The 19,259-nt window shown below is 59.8% G+C and carries 19 protein-coding genes; 15 read left to right on the top strand and 4 right to left on the bottom strand.

All coding sequences use genetic code 11. The features are described from left to right. The first annotated feature begins 93 nt into the window (after window positions 1-93). From NLK60_RS10845 to NLK60_RS10835, 3 genes are read left to right on the top strand one after another with little or no spacing between them, the layout of a single operon-like run. Window positions 94-375 carry a DUF8044 family membrane protein gene (locus tag NLK60_RS10845; RefSeq protein ID WP_254807811.1) on the top strand — a complete coding sequence of 94 codons (282 nt, stop codon included), beginning with the start codon at window positions 94-96 and terminating at the stop codon, window positions 373-375. Window positions 376-424: 49 nt separating this feature from the next. Continuing rightward, window positions 425-1,570, top strand: a complete 1,146-nt coding sequence (locus NLK60_RS10840; protein ID WP_254807810.1) for a DUF4350 domain-containing protein — start codon at window positions 425-427, stop codon at window positions 1,568-1,570. Next, window positions 1,557-2,564: an AAA family ATPase gene (locus NLK60_RS10835; RefSeq protein WP_254807809.1), complete on the top strand. Its 1,008-nt coding sequence runs from the start codon at window positions 1,557-1,559 to the stop codon at window positions 2,562-2,564. Before NLK60_RS10840 ends, NLK60_RS10835 begins: the two co-directional genes overlap by 14 nt. Before the next feature lie 9 nt (window positions 2,565-2,573). Here the strand turns inward: NLK60_RS10835 and NLK60_RS10830 are convergent, their stop codons facing one another. From NLK60_RS10830 to NLK60_RS10820, 3 genes are read right to left on the bottom strand one after another with little or no spacing between them, the layout of a single operon-like run. Further along, window positions 2,574-3,431: a DUF7982 domain-containing protein gene (locus NLK60_RS10830; protein WP_254807808.1), complete on the bottom strand. Its 858-nt coding sequence runs from the start codon at window positions 3,429-3,431 to the stop codon at window positions 2,574-2,576. Next, the gene (locus NLK60_RS10825; protein ID WP_254807807.1) at window positions 3,428-3,970 is read right to left on the bottom strand and encodes a DUF8163 family membrane protein; all 543 of its coding nucleotides are present in this window, start codon (window positions 3,968-3,970) and stop codon (window positions 3,428-3,430) included. Before NLK60_RS10825 ends, NLK60_RS10830 begins: the two co-directional genes overlap by 4 nt. Further along, window positions 3,967-5,394: a DUF58 domain-containing protein gene (locus NLK60_RS10820; protein WP_254807806.1), complete on the bottom strand. Its 1,428-nt coding sequence runs from the start codon at window positions 5,392-5,394 to the stop codon at window positions 3,967-3,969. Before NLK60_RS10820 ends, NLK60_RS10825 begins: the two co-directional genes overlap by 4 nt. Window positions 5,395-5,489: 95 nt before the next feature. Between NLK60_RS10820 and NLK60_RS10815 the strand changes: the two genes are divergently transcribed. The 10 genes from NLK60_RS10815 to NLK60_RS10770 all read left to right on the top strand — a co-directional run bounded on the left by NLK60_RS10815 (window position 5,490) and on the right by NLK60_RS10770 (window position 17,020). After that, window positions 5,490-7,604, top strand: coding sequence for an Ig-like domain-containing protein (locus NLK60_RS10815; RefSeq protein ID WP_254807805.1), 2,115 nt, complete (start codon window positions 5,490-5,492; stop codon window positions 7,602-7,604). A 1,050-nt stretch (window positions 7,605-8,654) separates the two neighbouring features. Beyond that, window positions 8,655-9,233: a helix-turn-helix domain-containing protein gene (locus NLK60_RS10810; protein ID WP_254810469.1), complete on the top strand. Its 579-nt coding sequence runs from the start codon at window positions 8,655-8,657 to the stop codon at window positions 9,231-9,233. A 58-nt stretch (window positions 9,234-9,291) separates the two neighbouring features. Then, window positions 9,292-9,543, top strand: coding sequence for a DdfA family disk-determining factor (gene ddfA, locus NLK60_RS10805; protein ID WP_254807804.1), 252 nt, complete (start codon window positions 9,292-9,294; stop codon window positions 9,541-9,543). Window positions 9,544-9,927: 384 nt separating this feature from the next. Then, a complete protein-coding gene (locus NLK60_RS10800) occupies window positions 9,928-10,257 on the top strand; it encodes a DUF7344 domain-containing protein (protein WP_254807803.1) in 330 nt (109 codons plus the stop codon). A 126-nt stretch (window positions 10,258-10,383) separates the two neighbouring features. Further along, window positions 10,384-11,463, top strand: a complete 1,080-nt coding sequence (locus NLK60_RS10795; protein WP_254807802.1) for a DUF1616 domain-containing protein — start codon at window positions 10,384-10,386, stop codon at window positions 11,461-11,463. 116 nt (window positions 11,464-11,579) lie between these two features. Then, entirely contained in the window at window positions 11,580-12,380 is an 801-nt protein-coding gene (locus tag NLK60_RS10790) for an ABC transporter ATP-binding protein (protein WP_254807801.1), read from the top strand. A 30-nt stretch (window positions 12,381-12,410) separates the two neighbouring features. Beyond that, window positions 12,411-13,595, top strand: a complete 1,185-nt coding sequence (locus NLK60_RS10785) for an ABC transporter permease (RefSeq protein WP_254807800.1) — start codon at window positions 12,411-12,413, stop codon at window positions 13,593-13,595. A 25-nt stretch (window positions 13,596-13,620) separates the two neighbouring features. Next, window positions 13,621-14,850 (top strand): ABC transporter permease, encoded by a 1,230-nt coding sequence (locus tag NLK60_RS10780; protein ID WP_254807799.1) that lies wholly within the window; start codon window positions 13,621-13,623, stop codon window positions 14,848-14,850. Between the two features lie 258 nt (window positions 14,851-15,108). Next, complete coding sequence (locus tag NLK60_RS10775) at window positions 15,109-16,515, top strand: NAD(P)-binding protein (protein WP_254807798.1); 1,407 nt, start codon at window positions 15,109-15,111, stop codon at window positions 16,513-16,515. A gap of 175 nt (window positions 16,516-16,690) precedes the next feature. Then, a complete protein-coding gene (locus NLK60_RS10770) occupies window positions 16,691-17,020 on the top strand; it encodes a TRAM domain-containing protein (RefSeq protein ID WP_254807797.1) in 330 nt (109 codons plus the stop codon). Window positions 17,021-17,062: 42 nt separating this feature from the next. Here NLK60_RS10770 and NLK60_RS10765 read toward each other — a convergent pair whose 3' ends face one another. Then, entirely contained in the window at window positions 17,063-17,875 is an 813-nt protein-coding gene (locus tag NLK60_RS10765; RefSeq protein ID WP_254807796.1) for an aldo/keto reductase, read from the bottom strand. Window positions 17,876-17,899: 24 nt separating this feature from the next. Here NLK60_RS10765 and NLK60_RS19690 point away from each other — a divergent pair, with 24 nt between their 5' ends. Then, window positions 17,900-17,989 (top strand): hypothetical protein, encoded by a 90-nt coding sequence (locus NLK60_RS19690; RefSeq protein ID WP_425499045.1) that lies wholly within the window; start codon window positions 17,900-17,902, stop codon window positions 17,987-17,989. Window positions 17,990-18,138: 149 nt separating this feature from the next. Continuing rightward, window positions 18,139-18,759: a metal-dependent hydrolase gene (locus NLK60_RS10760; RefSeq protein ID WP_254807795.1), complete on the top strand. Its 621-nt coding sequence runs from the start codon at window positions 18,139-18,141 to the stop codon at window positions 18,757-18,759. Window positions 18,760-19,259 lie beyond the last annotated feature (500 nt).

Raw genomic sequence — 19,259 nt, 5'->3', positions numbered from 1 at the left:
CCAAATCGAGCACCAGTTCCATCCAGCCGGATTGGTCCTGTTTCATCATGATGCCGAGAGGTTTACATACCAGCCGACCACTCACTCGAGTAGATGCCAACGACGCGTCGCCAGCGGTTTATCCACGGACAGCTCGCCTGGATGCTGGCGACGGCGCTCGTACTCGCGTTACTCGGTTCGTTATCCTACGAGCTGTTTTTCGTGCTGTCGCTGATCGGGCTGTTGATCGTCACGGAACTCACGGCACCGCTGAACGTGACGCCCGGCTGGCGTCGCCGACTGTTCTGGCTCATCGCCATCGGATTGGTCGGCTTCGGGGTCATCGTCGTCCGACGAATCCTCGAGATATTGCCGCCGGAGGTGCTCCCAATATGACGTCCTCGAAAGGTACCTCCCATATGCTGACGCTGGAGGGGTCCCCACGATGACAGCCGATTCCGACCGCTCGAGTTCCGACGCCCCAGCCGTCCTCGAGTCGCTGACGTCCTCACGACTCTCCTGGCCGACGGTGCTCCTCGCGGTCCTCGTACTGGTCACCCTCGGCGCGTTGGTCGTGGGAGGTTCTACATCGACGACAGCGTTCGGCCCGTACAACCCGTCGTGGGACGGGGCCAGTAATTTCCAGTCGGCGCTCGACGACGACCCCGAGGTCGAGGCTAGCCTCATCCAGGACACGAGCAGGTACGCCGACCTCGAGCCTGAAAACACGGTTGCGTTCGTCATCGCTCCTGAGGAGACGTACGACGACGAATCCGCAGCCGATGTCGCGCGATTCGTCGAGGCAGGGGGAACGCTCGTCGTCCTCGAGAACTTCGAACCACAGGGGAACGCCTTGCTCGAGGACGTTGGTGCGAGTGCCCGCGTCGATGGCCAGGTCATCCGTGACGACGAGTATTACTTCAGGGGGCCGACGATGCCGGTCGCCACCGGGGTGGAAAATCACACGCTGACGGCAGACGTCGAGCAGCTCACGCTGAATTACGCGACTGCCGTCGAACCGAGTAACGCTACAACATTAGTCACGACCAGTGATTTCGCCTACCGTGTCGACGACCCGGACGAAGAACTGGACGACGACAAAGAACTCGAGCGCCTGCCCGTGGCGACGATCGAATCGGTCGAAGACGGGCGTGTGGTCGTCATCGGCGATCCCTCGATCACGACCAACGCGATGCGAGACGAACCGGACAACGAGGTGTTTCTGACGGCGCTCGCTCGCGAGGGGAACACCGCGGTCGTCGACGTGAGTCACAGCGATGGGATCCCACCGCTGACTGCCGCACTGTTGGTCCTTCGTGGGTCGGTCTTCTTGCAGGCGCTGCTCGGCTTCGTGGGCATCGGGCTGATCGCACTCTTCTCGAGCGGCCGCCTCACACGTGAGCGACTTCCTGTCGGCCGTCGTCGACGAAGCGTCCAGGCCGCTGAGGAATCGACGCCGACGCTCTCGGATGTCGAGCGAGCCACGCTCCTCCGTGAGCGCCATCCCGACTGGGATGACGAGCGCATCGAGCGCATGATAACAGTGTTTAACCAGCGTGACTCGAAAGGTGGACAACATGAGCGAGACTGAATCGGGGCTGGTGACGGCTGGGGACCCCGAGGCCATCGCCGAGGCTATTCAGACCGAAGTCGAGCAGGTACTCGTCGGCAACGAGGGGACCGTCGAACACCTCACGATCGCCCTGTTGACTCGCGGGCACCTCCTCCTCGAGGGTGTCCCTGGGGTCGCCAAGACGACGATTGCAAATCTCTTCGCGCGGGCATCAGGACTGGGATTCCGACGGATTCAGATGACGCCTGATATTCTCCCCGCAGACATCACTGGCACGAACGTGTATCGACAGAACACGGGGGAGTTCGAACTCCAGCGTGGACCGGTGTTCGCCAACCTCGTCGTCGCCGACGAGATCAACCGAGCAACGCCGAAAACCCAGAGCGCACTCCTCGAGGCGATGCAAGAGCGTCAGGTGACGATCGAAGGCGAGACGCTCTCCCTCCCGGAGCCGTTCATGGTCGTTGCGACGCAGAACCCCATCGAGATGGAGGGTGTGTTCGAACTGCCAGAAGCCCAGCGTGACCGCTTCCAGTTCAAACTCACCGTCGACCTTCCAGACCGTGACGACGAAGCCGAACTCCTCGAGCGGTTCGATACGAATCCGAATCTCGGGCCGGACACGGTCGAACAGGTGGTCACGGAAGACGCACTGCTCGAAGCACGGACGCAAGTCACGAACACGTACGTCGCGCCGCCGGTCAAATCCTACGTTCTCGATCTGGTTGGGGCGACACGCAGCCACCCGGATGTCAGACACGGTGCCTCACCACGGGCGACGATCACGTTCATCGACGGAGCGAAAGCCAGAGCCGCCGTACACGGTCGATCGTACGTCATCCCGGACGACGTCAAGGCGCTGGCGCCCGCTATTCTTGCCCATCGCCTCGTGTTGGAGACCGACGCCGAACTGAGCGACGTGACGCCACAGGCTATCGTCGAAGACGTCCTCGAGGAGACGGCGATTCCGGACGTCGAACCGAGCGAGATGGCGACGCCCAAAGAAGCGTAGTCAACACTGCTACTCCGCGGATTCGAACCGACAGGTGACCAGCCAGTCGGCTCGCTCGTCGCCTGGCGTGACCTCGAGCGTGACCGGTCGCTCGAGGCCCGTCGCGAGACCGGCTGCCAGAAACGACGGAATTGGGTGGTCGAAGCGATCGACGGCACCGAACGCGCTGCCAGTGACCGCAATCGTCACGCGGCCATCTTCTCCATCGACGTCCGGGGTTGCACGCGTCGCGAGTTCGAACTGTTCGACGAGTCCATCACAGAGTTGCTGTGCAAGGGGTGTGGGACTCGAGGCGAGCGAACCCGAGAGGGTCTGCTCGAACGACCGAAAGAGTCGATCACCGGCCGTCTCCAGTAACACCCCTCGCTGGTCTTCCTCGAGGACGAACGGGCCGTGTGCGTTCTCGGGGACTTCAGCGTCGGCGTGTAAGGGGACGAAGACGTAGACGGTATCGCGTATCTGCACGTAGTACTGTTCAGGGCGAAGCCCGAGGTGTTCCGTGATCGATGCCTGATTCGCGGCGGCTGCCGCGTACACGCGTTCGCCGACGTCTGCGGCAACGAACCGTTCAGGTGTGAGGTAGTAGGTGAGCAGGCCCCCAAAGAGGCCGATCGCACCGAGGATGAACAACACGTCTCGAGCGCCGGGAAATAGCAGGCCACCGGCGACTGCAACCACGCCGATCGCACCCATTCCAGCGGCCGTTCGCCGATAGGCACTGGTTCGAGCACGCGCGTACTCCGCTCGCAGCCGACGGTTTTCGGCCGTCAGCACCTCGAGTTGTGCTTTGTATTCACTCACCGTCTCCGAATCGTCAGTCGTCGGCGTGTCGTCGTTCATCTCGTCGTAGTCGATTACCGTACTCATTGTGTTCTCCCCTCGGTTGCCGTCTCGCGTGCAGTTCGGTCCCGGTCATCCCTGACGAGCCCCAGACGCACGAGCTCGAGGCGGTGGATTCCGTAACTCACGATCACCAGGAAGCCGAGGACCAGCAGGACGGTCACTGACAGGGACAGCTGGCTGGTCCCGACCCAGACCAACGCACTCCCGGCGAGGACGACTGTCAGGGCGACCCCAATCGCACGCACTCGAGCGTGGTGGCGAACGAGCGGCGCGAGGAGCAACGCCACGAACGGCACTTCGAGGAGGGCGAGCATGAGCGGGTCGATGCCATCGCTGAACGCGACGACGATACCGACGTGTCCGACGGCAAACGCGTAGGGTGTTCCCAGTGCGTACCAGACGGCTGCGGTCAGGAGACCCACCAGAACACCGACCGGTCCTGCAGTGAGTCCGAAGACGACTAGCAGGGCCGTCAGAGCGAGCGCTTCCGGCCAGCAGTCGATTGCCCCCTCGCCGAGTAGCGGGCTGGCCTCGAGATGGCTCCCTGGAAGGAATCGGCTCATTGTGTCACCCCTCGCCGGCTTCGTCCAACCGAAAGCACCGTCGTCAACGTCTCGTCGGGTGCGACTTCGAGTGCGGTGACGCGATCGAGTCGATCGAGGCTCCGACGGAACTCCTCGAACTCCAGGTACCGTTCGTAGGCCGCCTCGAGGTCGACGAGTTCGCCGGGTTCGAACAGGACGGTCGGTGTCAACAACACCAGCACGTCGCTTTCGGCCTCCCGTGCTCGGCGGACGCTCCGACGGACTGCCGACGGGTTGGTGTCGTTCGTCAACAGAACGACCCACGCACTCGAGCGCTGCTGGCTCAGGGCTTTTTGCACGGCTTTGGACAGTGCCGGTCCACTCGTCTCGAAGCGCTCGTTCCCAGTGCGTGCGCCGATGTAGGGCTCGAGCGTCGCCGTCAACGAATCGTCGCCACCGCGACGAAGTTCTCTGAATGCCGCCGTCGGATCGCCGCTTCCAGCCGACTGCTGTCGAGGCGTTCGTGTCCCCTCGGATGCGGCCTCGAGGTCGAGCAAGCGGCGTCGAATCCGTTTGATCGGCCCGGTCGAAGGCGGGTACTGTGACGTGATGGCCGACTCGTCGACCGTCCAGAGCCCGACCGGGTCGCCGAGGCCGTGTGCGCTTTCGGCCAGCAAGAGGGCGACTTCTCGCAGATAGTCGAGCTGTGTCTCGCCATCGGGACCAGTCGCGAGCGTACTGGAGTGATCGACCACCAACACCGTCAGTCGGTCCGTTTCGGCGTCGTACGTTCGGACGTGGGGTGTCACCAGCCTGGCCGTGGCTTTCCAGTCGATTCGGGCGGCCGTTTCGCCGGGCATGTACTCTCTGAGTTCTGCTGGAATGAGACCGGAGCCACTCTTCCCGGCTGGATGATTCCCCTGACGAACGGGAACGCGGTTCCCACCCGAGCCGACGTGTATCGACCGAGGCCCGCGTGGTTGGACCGTCACGGTCGGTGTCGAACCCAGCGTGAGCGTTTCGGTGAACAGCCCGTCACTCGCGGTGACGCGTGCGGGCTCGAATTCGTGTCGACCGGCAACCGGCCAACTCACCTCCATGGTGCGGGTCGCTTCTCGTTTTTCGGGCTCGAGAGTCAGCGTCGAGTCGGCTTCGGTGACGGTGCTCACAGGCAAACCCGCCTCGATCGACAGTGAGAGCGAACTTGGGCGCTCGAGCGTTGCGCCGATCGTTACCGTCGTCGACTCTCCCGTTTTGAGGCCCGTCAGGGCTGGTGTCTGTCGAAGTTCGAGGACATTGGTCGCTCTCACCAGTTCACGATAAAACAGATACTGTCGGACACAGAGCCACGCGCCGATCCCCACGGCCCCCACGAGGGGCGCTGGATGGGCAAAGAGGACGGCAAGTGCTGTGAAAAAGGCGACAAGCCCACCCACAGCCAGTGTTCGGCGCGTTGGTCGCATAGTTCACAAATTTTCCGAGGGCGTGTTGAAGTTACTGGTTATCGGTGCCACCCTCGAGCAGACAGACTTTTGGGTTTTCCGACGAATCTTCCTCCGTGAACGACAGGTCCGGGCGCGTGCTGATTCTCGTGTGTGTGTTGTGCCTCGTGGCGCTGCCAGTGAGCGGTGTGGCACTCGGCGCATCCGACCCTATCGAGCCACAACCGACACCGGCCATCAGCACCGTCGTCGCTGACGAAGACGACGAGGGCAACGAGACCCCCCGACACCAGAACCCGGATGGATACGACGAAGACGGTGACGGCGCCGCTGGCTGGCTCGAAAACCGGCTTGCTGAGCAATTGGGCGACGGCGCGATTTCCTTGAGCGAGGGCGAGTACGACTTCGCCAAGGACTACGTCGGCGAGGAGTACCGGGAGCGACTCGGCCAGTACGTCGAGGTCGCTGGTGAGACCGACGAAGACACGGCCGATGACGACGACGAGGAAGAGGAGAAAACCACCGAGGAGGCCTTCGAAGAGGCCGCCGAGAAGCAAGAACGGCTCGCAACCCTCCTCGAGGAATACGAGGAACTCTTTGCCGACTACGAGGCGGCGATCGAAGCCGGTGACGAAGAGCGAGCACGAGAAATCGCCCGCGAACTCGAGGTACTCGCCGACGAGATTGCCGTTCTGGCTGACGAACTCGACGAAACGTACGACCTCATCAGCGTTCGAACGGATATCGACTTTACGGATGCCAAAGACTCGATCTCCCAGGTGAACGAATCGACCCAACAACAACAGACCGAGGTACGTGACGCGGTTTTCGTCCAGACACGGCTTTCGGTCGAAGCCGACGCTGAAAACGTCTCGTATGTCGATCCGTTACAGGCCACTGGTACCATCGAGACGGCGGACAACTCCACGATTGCTAACGAAACGATCCGACTCCTCATCGACGGCGAACCCCAGACCGTCGAAACCGACGCCAACGGCTCCTTCACCTTCGACTACCAGCCAGCGGCGGACAAACCGCTCTCGACCGAGACGGTTCCAGTCCAGTACGAACCCGCGAGGAACTCGACCTATCTGGGCAGTTCGGCGTCGCTTCCCGTTTCGATACATCAACTCGGGCCGACGATTTCGGCCCTCGAGACGACTGATAGCGTCGCGTACGACGACCAGCTGTCGGTCAGCGCCGACGTGCTCGTTGCGGGCGAACCAGTCGACGGCGTCCCGGTCACCATCACCCTGGGCGACCAAACGCTGGGCGAACTGCCGGTCGAAAACGGTACCGTCGATGGGACGGTTCCCGTCCCCGCATCGGTTCCAGCGGGTGAACACACCCTCGAAGTCTCGTTACCCATGGAAGACCGGGCGCTCGCCAATGTGAGTGCCAGCACCGACGTTACCGTGACCGAAACCGAAACGGCGCTCTCTCTCGAGGGCAGCCACGATGGAGAGACCCTTTCACTCGAGGGCGAACTCGAGACGATCGATGGAGCGGGTCTCGAGGGATACACCGTCACGATCATGATCGACGGCGAGCCATTCGAAACCGTCACGACGGAAGAAGACGGTGTACTGTCGGCGGAGATTCCACTCGAGACGACGGCCGCCGGAACCGTCACGGTGGGTGCACTCTTCGAGGGTGACGGGACGAACCTTGCCGAGACGACCGGGACGACGGATGTGCAACTTACGGCCAGCGCACAACCGGCCACCGATGGGGACCCACTCTGGACGTCACCGCTCCTGTGGGTCGGCGTCGGCGTCCTCACGCTGTTGGCACTCGGAACCGGTGTCTGGTGGTGGCGTCGTAACCCTGAGGCAGATTCCACGGGCCAACCGGCACACACGCCGACGTCGGAGGATACCTCCACTGACCACGACGAATCCGTTGTCGTGAGTCGAACTCTCCTCGCCGACGCCCGTTCGCACCTGACAAACGGTCGTCCGGACGAAGCGGTCGCCACCGGCTACGGGGCTGTCAGACGCGCGCTCGCCGATACCGATTCGTCGACGCAACTGACCCACTGGGAATTCTTCAATCACTACCGCGGGGACCCGACTGACGAACCCCTACAGACGATGACGGAAACCTACGAACAGGCGGTTTATACGCCTGAGGGCGTGCCAGTTGAGAAGGCAAAGCGCGCCCTCGAGTGTGCCCGAAAACTCTGTGGCGTGGCCAGCGAGACCGAGTCGCCGGTTTCGGCCGACGATTGATCTTTCCGGCTCTGTTGAACCCCTCACGACCTGATAAGAGGGGGTGCTGCGTACAGAGCATGAGTTCAGCACAGTGGCACTGTTTATTTCATACACTCAAGACGAAACCAACCGCTACATAGGTCTGCGTATTGATCGCTAAAGAATCTGCCAGTCAGTACAGATCATGAGGACGGATTGCTGAATACACACGGGTATGAAGCGGTTGGTAAGTAATAATTTATAACTCGTGTAAAAACTGCTCTCGAGTGTCAGCTCACGCCATGACTATGACTAGTAACTTCATGACAAACAAAAAGCCGATAAACAAGACTACACCCATGACAAACAAGAATCCGATAATAAAGAGCAAACCTAGCACACTCTCATATCCCGAATTACCAGAGTGCATCACGGTATTTTCTACAGCATTCACAGTTGCGCTATTCACGACAATGTTCTCTACAGCATTTACAGTAATCATTGTCATTGCCTATGGTCGGTTAGATCACATATAAGTTCAGTAACACCTACCCCAGTGAGGATGTTTCGTCGCTTCATATCTATTTTCTTGGAGTCACCAGCAAGTACTTTCTGGTGAGCTAACAATATTACACTCTAAATTGGCACAGTAATGGCCCCTCGGTTATACAGATTCAAAGTAAAAGATCCGATTCAGTAGTGCTAAACTCCTTCTCTGTATGCAGCAGCCGTATTCTGACAGCATTCAGGAATATCGATAATCGCTCCGGTAACTGCTCCATCTGTACTGAGCATTCGACCTCCCGCGTTAATCGCTTCTCAAGTCGTGCCACATTCGCGCTATGGATTCAGCAGCGGCTGAACCTTTTACTCGAATCCTGTCAAGAACTGCGTCCGAGATACAGAGGATGGGTGCAGCACCACGAACGTAGTTATTCTCACCATTCAGAACCCAATGACAATCTTCATCCAGTCAGGACTGGTCCTTTGATCCGCGACCACATAGAGGGACGTATGGCTGTCTATGCCGAATACAAAATCCCAGCAGACGGGTTCAGAATCGGCCGAGCATTCCGTCAGTTGTCCGACGTGGAGGTGGAACTAGAACGGGTCGTACCAACTGGAGATGCGGTGATTCCGTATGTTTGGGTCCAAGGTGCTGACCCGAGTGACGTCCTACGAGTCACAAAGGAGGAACGGGCTGTAGAGCAGATCAATATTCTCAGCAAGGAGACGGATAGTTCAGTCCTGTACCGCGTCGTTTGGAACCGAGATTTCCGTGATACAGCAGTCGGTATCGCCGAAGCAAATATTACGCTCTTGTCAGGAAGAGGGACCTCAGACGCGTGGCGGTTCGAGTTTCGGGCATCGAACAAACAACCACTCTCCGACTTTCAGGAAGACCTACAAGCGGATGGAATCCGGGCGTCACTGATGAAACTTTATGAGATGGAGGCAAGCCACGAACACGCCCTCAGCCAACTGACCAGCTCACAACTCGAGGCGTTGCGACTTGCATTGAAGCGTGGTTATTTCAATGAGCCACGAGGATGTAGCTTGGATGAACTTGCTGCGGAGGTTGGAATCACCCGCCAAGCGTTCGGTGGCCGCCTCAGGCGCGGGATCCGAACTCTCCTGACAGAGGAGTTCGCTGACGCCACAGCGTGATTTGCATCTTACATGGGTAAGACCAAGCGTCTTGCGGAGACAGCGCCTGTCCACGTGTATGGGAAGACACGAACAGATGAATGCGACGAGCCGAAAGTCCACGTCACTAACAATCGTCTCTGAAGTTGCGAAACGCGAGGGTGTTCCCGAGAAGGAACTCCAACCACCGTTGTTCGAGGTCATCGACCCCGACGCCCTCGATGCGTTGTTCACAAACGAATCGTCCACGGAGAACATGGTATCCGTATCATTCGACTACGCTGGCTATCGCATCACCGTAGACTCGGACCAGACAGTCACGGTGAAGTGACTCTATAGCCGTTCCCGTGTCACGATTCCTGTGGTGGAACGTCAGTGGGCACGACTGATCAGTTCGGGTGTTGCTTATGGAATCCGCCAGGTATTCTGACCGAGGAGTGTGATGCATTCGCGTTGTGTATGCAGCACGGTTGCTGAGACCTATCACTGATTGAGGATTTCAACAAGGCCAACTTTCCGATCCAGTGTACGGATTTCACCAATTTCGAGATTTCGACGGAGAATAGCGCCATCACTCGAGGCGCCATTCTTTCTCTCCACAGAACGCCCTTTCCAGGTATTGACATTTTACCGTCCTATTATGATGAAATAAGGCTGGAAAAATCTCTTTTACTGCCAATATGCTTTTACGCAACCGTCGCATGCTGTTGACGACATGGTCGCTGTAGATGACGTGTTTTCGTTGCTCAACTCCCCCCGTCGACGATTTGCCCTCTACTATCTCGAGCAAGCAGATGAACCGGTGGCAATCGAGGAGTTGGCGGAGGCCGTCGCGGAAATGGAAACGGAGCCTGAAACAAATACTGAACCGACAGGCATCGAAACCGATGTCGCGATTTCCCTCCATCATAATCACCTGGAAAAAGCTGATTCGTATGAGTTCATCGAGTACGATCGGCAATCCGGTGAAATCAGACTCCTCGATTCGCCACCGACGTTCGACCTGATACTCACAGTTGCACAGGTTCTCGAGCAGCCAGAGTGAAGACAACGAATCCGCTCACTCGAGGCCGTTCGCACTCGTTACTCAGTTGCTACCCTGTCAGAATCTTCGGTTTCCGCTGTCCGGCTATCGACTGACTTTTAGGGCATAGTGCTAATGTACGGATAAATGGTTGATCGACGGGCGCTCTGGTTACTCCTCCCCGAACCAGTTCGACGGCTTCCCGCCGATCTCGCGGCGATGCTCGTGGTGACTGCGCTGGTCAACATCGCCGTCTTCGTCCCGATCATTAGGGACACACCGCTTCGCGTCCCGCTCGGCTTGCTTTTCGTGCTCTTCGTTCCTGGCTACGTTTTCATCGCGGCGCTCTTTCCCGAGGCAGGCGAGCCTCCTGCCGATGCGGATTCCCTCGAGGAATCCACAGCGGATGATGACGCCGACGACGCATCACTGTTCGAGACACACGACCGGTCGGGAATCGACGGCATCGAACGCGTCGCACTCTCGTTCGGTCTGAGTATCGCTATCGTCCCGTTGATCGGGCTGGTGTTGAACTTCACGCCGTGGGGTATTCGGCTGGGGCCGATCATGGTTGCCGTGACTGGCTTCGTCCTCGCGTCGACAGTCGTTGCGGCCGTTCGTCGCTGGCAACTCCCGGCCGACGAACGGTTCGCTGTCCCGTACCGGACGTGGTACGAACAGGCACACAGTGAGGTCTTCGAACCCGACACGCGACTCGATGGCGCGTTGAACGTGTTGTTGGCTCTCTCGATCCTCCTCGCCATCGGGACGGTTTCGTTTGCGATACTCGTTCCGCCGGACGGTGAGCAGTTCTCGGCCGTCTACATCCTGACGGAGGACGATGACGGCGAGTACGTCGCCGCAAACTATCCCCCGGAACTCGTCCACGGTGAGGCAGCAGACATCGTCGTCGGCGTGGACAACAACGAGCACCGAACGGTCGAGTATTCGGTGGTGGTCGTCGAACAACAGATCGAGTTCGAGGGGAACCAGACGACAGTCACCGACCAACGAGAGTTAGCACACTTCCAGCCGGAACTCGCACACAACGAATCCTGGCTGCACTCACACGAAATCTCACCCACTTTCACCGGAGAGGACATTCGGGTCGTGTGGCTCTTGTTCCCCGATGGGGACGTCCCAGACGAACCGTCGATGGACGATACCGACTATAGCGTTCACCTGTGGATCGATGTGCTCGAGGCTGCGGAAGGCGAGTCCGAATGAGTTGTGCTCGAGGCTGGGGAAGACGAATCTGAATGAGTTGTGCTCGAGACCGCGGAAGGCAAGTCCGAATGAAATGAACCGGGACAGTTAATTGGCTCTAGAGGTGTCTTTCGCTAATGGATTCCGGCTCGACTCGAGCGACCGATACCGACGACTCGAGTCCAATCGTCCGTGCGGAGGGCGTGACGAAACGGTATACGCGCGGGACGACACCGGGTTTTTTCGGCCGACTTCTCGGCCGTCGTGAACCGCCGACGGTCACTGCTCTCGAGGACGTCTCGCTCAGTATCGACGCCGGTGAAATCGTCGCTATTAGCGGGCCGAGCGGCAGCGGGAAATCGACGCTGTTACACCACCTGGCTGGCCTCGAAGTCCCGGATACGGGCACTGTGACGATCCGTGGCCAGTCGACCAGTTCGCTCTCTCGAAAACGACGAACGCGCCTCCGACTCGAACAGGTCGGGATCGTTTTCCAGCACTTCCATCTCGTCGAGTCGCTCTCAGCGCGGGCGAACGTTGCCCTTCCACTGGTCGAACTCGGGGTGCCCGCGAGCGAACGCAGGCGTCGAGCGACCGAACTCCTCGAACGGGTCGAACTCGGCGACCGACTCGATCACCGCCCTGGTGAACTCAGCGGCGGCGAACAACAGCGGGTGGCTATCGCCCGCGCGTTGGTCACCGACCCCGCGCTCGTCATCGCCGACGAACCGACCGGCGAACTCGATTCGGAAACCGGACAACGCGTCCTCGAGACGTTTCAGGGGCTTACGGCCGACCACGCCGTCGTGCTCGCCTCACACGACCAGTCGGCGCTGGCGATCGGCGATCGGCGCATTCGATTACAGGACGGATCGATCGTCGAGGGAACCGACACGGCCGAAACTCACGACCAGCAGACCCAGGCGAAGGTAGAGTGATCGAAAGTGCGTGACTCGAGACTCCGAGCGATGTTTACGCGATGGCGGGGATACGGGGCGGTCGCCTTCTCACAACTCTGGTCACAACTGACCGGTACCGGTCGAAAGCGCGTCTTACTCAGCATTCTCGGCGTTGCGGTGGCAATCAGTCTCCTCGTCGTGGTCACCGCTGTCGGCGTCGGGTTGGCGACGAGCACCTCGGTGTACGATGATGACGTCGATTACTGGATCGTCCCGGAGACCGACGGCGGGAGCTCTCCACTGATTGCAACTGACGGGCCGTCCTTCGGAGGTGCACACGAAACGGCCGCCGAACTCGACTCCCATCCGGACATCGAGTACGTCTCGCCGGTCAAGACCGAGGTGGTCCGGATCGAACACGGCGACCGCTCGGAGTACGTGCTGGTTATCGGCGTCATTTCGACACCCGGTATCGGTGAGATCGCCGGGCTCGATGCCGAATTACTCTCTCCCAACGACCCCTACTACACCCGGGATGAGTGGACCGGCGAGGTCGTTCTCTCTGACAGTGCCGGGTCGTTACTCGAGGCAGAGGAATCGGATACGCTGCGGTTGGCCGGCAACGAGAATTTCACGGTCGTCGGGGTCGACTCGACGTCAGGGGCACCGACGTTCCCGATTGCACTGGTCCAGTTACACGAACTGCAGGTCCTTACCGGAAGCGACGAGTACGACCTGGCCGATCAGTTCGTCGTCGGGACGAACTCACCGTCGGTCAAATCCGATCTGGAAACAGTATATCCTCAATCGGCCGTTCTCTCACGGACGGAACTCACCGCACGTGAGACGATGGATTCCGATCTGCCGCTGGCACTAGCACTCACCGGATTCGTCGTCGCTGTCGCCATCGGCACGCTCTTCGTGACGACCACGATGGGACTGGAACTCGTCGCCGACAGACGGCGGGTGACGACGCTCAACGCGCTTGGCATCTCACTCACCAGCCAGCTACGGCTCGTTGCCATCTGGGCCCTGGCGACGACAACGGCTGGTGGTCTGCTCGGTGGCATCGCTGGCTTCGCCGCGACCCTCGGCGTCAACGAACTGGCTTTGCGATTTCTCACCAGTGGCCCGATCGCCCTCGTCCACCCTGGCTTCGTCGTCTACGGCCTCGTCGCCTCGGTGGTGATCGGCGTGCTCACGCTCCCGTTTTTACTCCTGGTCACGAACCGACTCGCTCGAGGTGTTCCCTGATGGCGACCGAACGAGGTGAGCGATAGTGCGCCGGTTGCTCACTCGTATCCGGGGTGGCCTCGCCCTCAGCACTGCCCAACTTCGACACCATCGGCTGCGGCTCGGATTGGCTATCGTCGGGGTTGCACTCGCCGTCCTCGCCGTGACCTTGCTCGCCGGTGCCGGCATCGGCGTCCTCGAGACGGGTACACAGCAGTTCGAATCGGCCGATCGAGATCTGTGGGTGACGGCTGGCGAGACTCGAATCACCTCTGCTGGCGGTGGCGGGTTCGAGAACAGCCTGTATGACTCGCGCTCGGTGGCCGCTGAAATGGAAGCACACGATGGGGTGAGAAACGCCGCCCCACTCGCCTTCGAGACGGTGTACGTTGCGACCAGCCCCGACGCCGAGTTCCGGACGATCGTTGCGACGGGCGTTCCCGGGAGCGGGGCTTCGGTCACCATCACTGATGGCGAATCGCTTTCCGGTGATCCACACTACGCCGGCGGGACGTACGACGGTGAGCGAACGAACGAGATACTGATCGACGAGGAAACGGCTCGCCAACTCGACGTCGGCGTCGGCGACACGCTGTACGTCGGTGGGTCGCTTGCGTCGGCTCGGAACAACGAGATGACGGTCGTCGGTATCTCTCCCACGTTCGAACAGCTCCTCGGAACCCCGACGATCACGGTTCCGCTGAGTGAACTGCACGCCGTGACGGGCGAAACGGTGTTCGAACCGGCCACGTTCATCACGATCACTCTCGAGGACGACGCCGACGCCGAAGCCGTCCAGCGCGACCTCGAGGCATCCTATCCGGAGTACGAAATCAGAACGAATCAGGAACAACTCGAGGCCGTCCTGCAAGAACAGGTGCTCATCCTCGCGGCTGCCGGGACGCTCGTGGTACTCGCTATCGGCGCCGGAATTGCGCTCACACTGACGCTGCTCTCACTCGTCGTCGCCCAGCAACGCAAGACGCTTGCTGCGCTCAGAGCGATCGGTCTCTCGCCGCTGGTGACCTCCGTCGCCGTTATCTGGCAGGGGGTGACGATCGGACTCCTCGGCGGCCTCCTCGGCCTCGCGCTCACGCCACCGGCCGTTGCCCTGTTGAATCGACTCGGCGGCGCAGTCGTCGGCTTCGATGACCTGGTTCGGACTGCCACATGGGTCTCACTGGCCGGGCTCTTGATCGCCGTCGGCATTGGGACGTTGGCCGCAGCGATCGCCGGTTGGCGAGTGGGGCGGACGCCGGTGCTCGAGGATCTGTGAACGACCGTCCCGTCACAAAACTACCGCGTATATTCTTCACTAACCGATCGACTTGAACGGGGAAGTTCCTGCTCAGCCCCTGCAGATTGCTCAGCCCTTGCAGATCTGTCATAGAGTGATTCTATGTGGCTGTTTCGTATAGAGTAATTCATAAAATGATAGGAACTAGTGACCAGTTCGAAACCGAAGAGGGACAGATCAGTAAGGATTCTTCCGGGAGCGACCACACTGAGCGTCCGACTATCGGAGTGATTCGACGTGAAGACGGTTAAGACGGATTACCTGGTGGTGGGTGCCGGGGCGTCGGGGATGGCGTTTACTGATACGCTGATCGACGAGTCGGACGCCGATGTCGTGATGGTGGATCGGCGGGCGAATCCGGGTGGCCACTGGAACGACGCCTATCCATTCGTGCGGCTCCACCAGCCATCTGCGGTCTACGGGGTCAACTCGCGGCAACTCGGCAATGACACGATTGACGAGGTCGGCCCCAACGCGGGGTTCTACGAGCGGGCAACCGGCGCGGAGATCTGTGGTTACTACCGCCGCGTGCTGGACGAGGAGCTGCTTGGGTCGGGGCAGGTCCGCTTTTTCGGCATGTCCAACTACATCGGTCCCAATGCTGGTCGCTATCGGTTCGAGTCGCGACTGACCGGCGAGACGACCGGGGTGCAAGTCAGACGCCGGATCGTGGACGCTACGTACGTGGAATCGTCCATCCCCGCAACTCATACGCCACCGTTCGAGGCCGACCCGGACGTGCGGCTGGTCACCCCCAACGAGCTCGTCGAGCTCACCGACCCAGCTGAGGGGTTCACTGTTATCGGGGCGGGGAAGACGTCAATGGACACCTGCGGCTGGCTGCTCAACCACGGCGTTCCACCGGCGGAGATCCGGTGGATTCGACCACACGACCCGTGGACGCTCCCAAGGCGTCATATGCAAACCCTGGAGCTGGTGCCGTGGTTAATGGAGTGGGTTTCGCTGAGAACGGAAGCCGCCGCGAAGGCCGAAGACGTCCCCGACTTTTTCCGACGGCTTGAAGCCAGCGGGCTGGTCGTCCCGCTCGACCCCGAAATCGAACCTGAAACCTATCGTGGGGCGATCCTCAGCCAGGACGAACGCAACGACCTGCGTCAGATCCGCAACGTCATCCGCAAGGGATACGTCCAGCGTCTTGACGACGACCGAATCGTGCTCGACGATGGGACCGTGCCCACCGACCCACAGCATGTGCACGTCGACTGCACCGCCCACGGAGTCAAGACACCCCCGACGAGGCCCGTCTTCGAGCCCGCCCGAATCGCCCTGCAGTATATCGAGACCCCTGTTTCGTTCAGCGCCGCTATCATCGCCTACATCGAGGCGACCCGCAACGACGATGCGGAGAAAAACCGGCTGTGTCCGCCCACTTCCTTTCCCAGCGACGCGGAGGACATGATTCGATATACCCTCGTCGGCCAACGGGCTCGCGCTGCGTGGCGAGAGGAACCCGACATCCAGGACTGGCTTCAACACTGTCGGATCGGCTTCGTTCAGGGTATCGACGATCACTTCGATGACCCACGCATGCAGGACGCCCTCGAGCGGATCGATGAACACCGCGAACCGGCGATTGCCAACCTTGAGCGACTCAAAGAACTCGCCGAGTCCTCCACCTCCTGAATGATCCTTCAAGGATCTACCTGTTCAGGCTTGCATCTCAACGAGCTACCGAACTGTTGTCAGAAGTGGGTTGCAATCATCAGACAACGCAGATCTGTATCAACACTCGTCAGATCGATTGTTAGATCTCTGCGGAAGGACCATCCTTTTACCTCCCAGTGTCGTCGGTAGCGCCGTGGGACGTTATTTACCAGGCGAACACGATTCGTTTCTGAAATGCGATACCCCTCGATGTGGGGCGAACAACGCGCCGGAAGGAACGACAGCCTACGACAACGAGTGCTGGCGCTGTGGTGAACCCTTAGGCGGGAAGCCCGAACCGGGGGACGAACTGACGGTTGACATCGTCGACGAGAAACACGATGGAACGCTCGTGTGCAAAACCGAGAGCGGTTTCGTCCTCTTCCTCGAGGAGGAGACGGCTTCGCCCCTCCAGGCCAGGGTTCGCGTCGTCTCCGTCGACGACACCCATGGACAGGCGGAATTGCTCGATTCCGGAACGTGATAGCTCGTTTTCACGCCGCTTGAACTGCGGCCTGCCGGTCGATCAGAGGCCAAGTGTGTCGCGCGCTCGAGTGATGAATCCTCGTCGAAGTGAACCGACCTGTGCCATCTCTTCGCGGCTCAATTTGAAATCGAACACGTCCAGGTTCGCCTCGAGATGCTCGCGACTCGAGGCTTTGGGAATCGCGACAACGCCCTCCTGCTGGACGAGCCAGCGCAGCGCTACCTGTGCAGGCGATTTGCCGTAGCGGTCTCCGATCTCTGCGAGTGTATCGTCCTCGAGCACGTTACCTTTCGCAAGCGGGCTGTAGGCCGTGAGCAACACGTCCTGGTTACGACAGTAGGTGAGGAGTTCGTCCCGATCGACGTAAGGATTGTACTCGACCTGATTCGTCAGTATTGGCGTCTCTGACGTATTCATTGCCGCTTCGAGCTGGGAAATCGAGAAGTTACTGACGCCGACGTGTCGAACCAGTCCCTCTGCTTGCAGACGATTCATCGCCTCGAGCGTTTCTTCGACCGGCACGGCCTCGTTTGGCCAGTGAATCAACAACAGGTCGACGTACTCGAGGTCGAGTGCCTCGAGGCTGTTCGTGAACGAACGGTGTACGGCTTCGGCTTCGAGGTTCGTCTTCCACACCTTGGTCGTCACGAACAGGTCCTCACGGGAGACGGTGGCTGTGTCGATTGCCGTCCCGATCTCGGCCTGATTCTCGTAGAACTCTGCAGTGTCGATGTGTCGATAGCCAATCTCGAGTGCGGTCTGTACTGTCTCGCGACACTCGCTTCCTCGAAGCCGATAGGTTCCAAAACCGATGGCTGGCACGGCTTCGCCACGAACGGTGGCGTACTCCATGGCGAGTGAACACTGTCGAATGCCATGAATCGAAGGGGCCGTTTCACACACAACTCCTGCCGACGGGGTGGGGCAATCAACGGAGGCACGCTCGAGATTTCGGTCTACAGATAAGCAAGGCGAGTGCCTCGAGGTGCTAGCGCTCTGGAGGTGACCATCCACTCGAGTCCTATTCCACAATCGGTGACTATCGTGGATTCTGACCCGTTGGTACGGTGTATTTGGGGCTCTCGTCCGTACAACGAGTACCACGATTTTCACCCATGATGCCCTGGGAACACGCTATCGTCGGCTACATCGCATATTCGCTGTTTACGCATATCGTTTACCGGTCCGCGCCAACGGGGGCCGAAACGGTCGTCGTGCTGGTCGCGTCCGTATTACCCGACGTCATCGACAAACCGCTCGCCTGGGAGTTCGGGATCTTCTCGAGTGGGTATGCTCTCGGGCACTCGATCTTCTTCGCCGTGCCGCTGAGTACTGCCGTTTTTCTTCTCACACTCGTCGTTGGTCGCCCACGATTCGGGTGGGCGTTCGGGATAGGGTACCTGCTCCACCTGCCCGCCGACGTCATCCCGATCTACGTACAGGAAGGACGGATGCCACTCGAGCGGATACTGTGGCCGATGAGTTCGCTCGATGGGCGAAGCGAGGTCGGATTCACCGAGGCGTTTGCCGCCACGAACGACCAGTATCTTCAATCGCTGGCCGAGCTCAATCAGTCTCCGTACATGCAGGCGGTGGCACTCTTGATGCTCGGTGGGTTCCTCCTCTGGGTGTACGACGGCATGCCAATCGTTCGTGAAGGGTATCTCGCACTCCGTCAGGCGGTAGTCTGGTCCACGCGGCAACTCAGAAAATACTGGCGTGGGGACTCGACGTGAGGGGACGCTTCCTCGAACGTGCAGCGAGTCCAATCGATGCTTACGATACCTGAACTCGAGTGAACGGAGATAATCCTCGATTACGTCGTCTCGAGGCGGGTGTCCGAAACGGTTCTCTGGCAGGATAGCAGCCAGTGGAATCGCTGGTGCACTGTTGCCCACAGCGAGTCACGGTCACCACAGGAGTTCGTTCGGGGCAGACCGAGATCTCCTATTGGCAGGAAACCGATCCGTCTGTGAGGTTCCACTCGGTTTTGCATTCTCCGAACCGGTCCGGGTCATAACTCGATCAACCGATCTGCTCGGATTTCGACTCTCCCGTTACTCGACTTTCGGCGTCCGTTTTGACGTATTCCGATCGCATACTGACAGGAATCACTAGCCAGATTGTGGATTAACCGGTGGAACGGTCGGCGCCGCTTATACCGAGTTCTGTCTTTCGTGGCAGAATATGGGCGACGGGACGACACCGAGAGACACGAGACGGTCACTCGTGTGGC

The sequence above is a fragment of the Natronosalvus amylolyticus genome, assembly GCF_024298845.1.
Classification (GTDB): domain Archaea; phylum Halobacteriota; class Halobacteria; order Halobacteriales; family Natrialbaceae; genus Natronosalvus; species Natronosalvus amylolyticus.
This window is presented reverse-complemented; position numbering and strand designations above follow the sequence as displayed.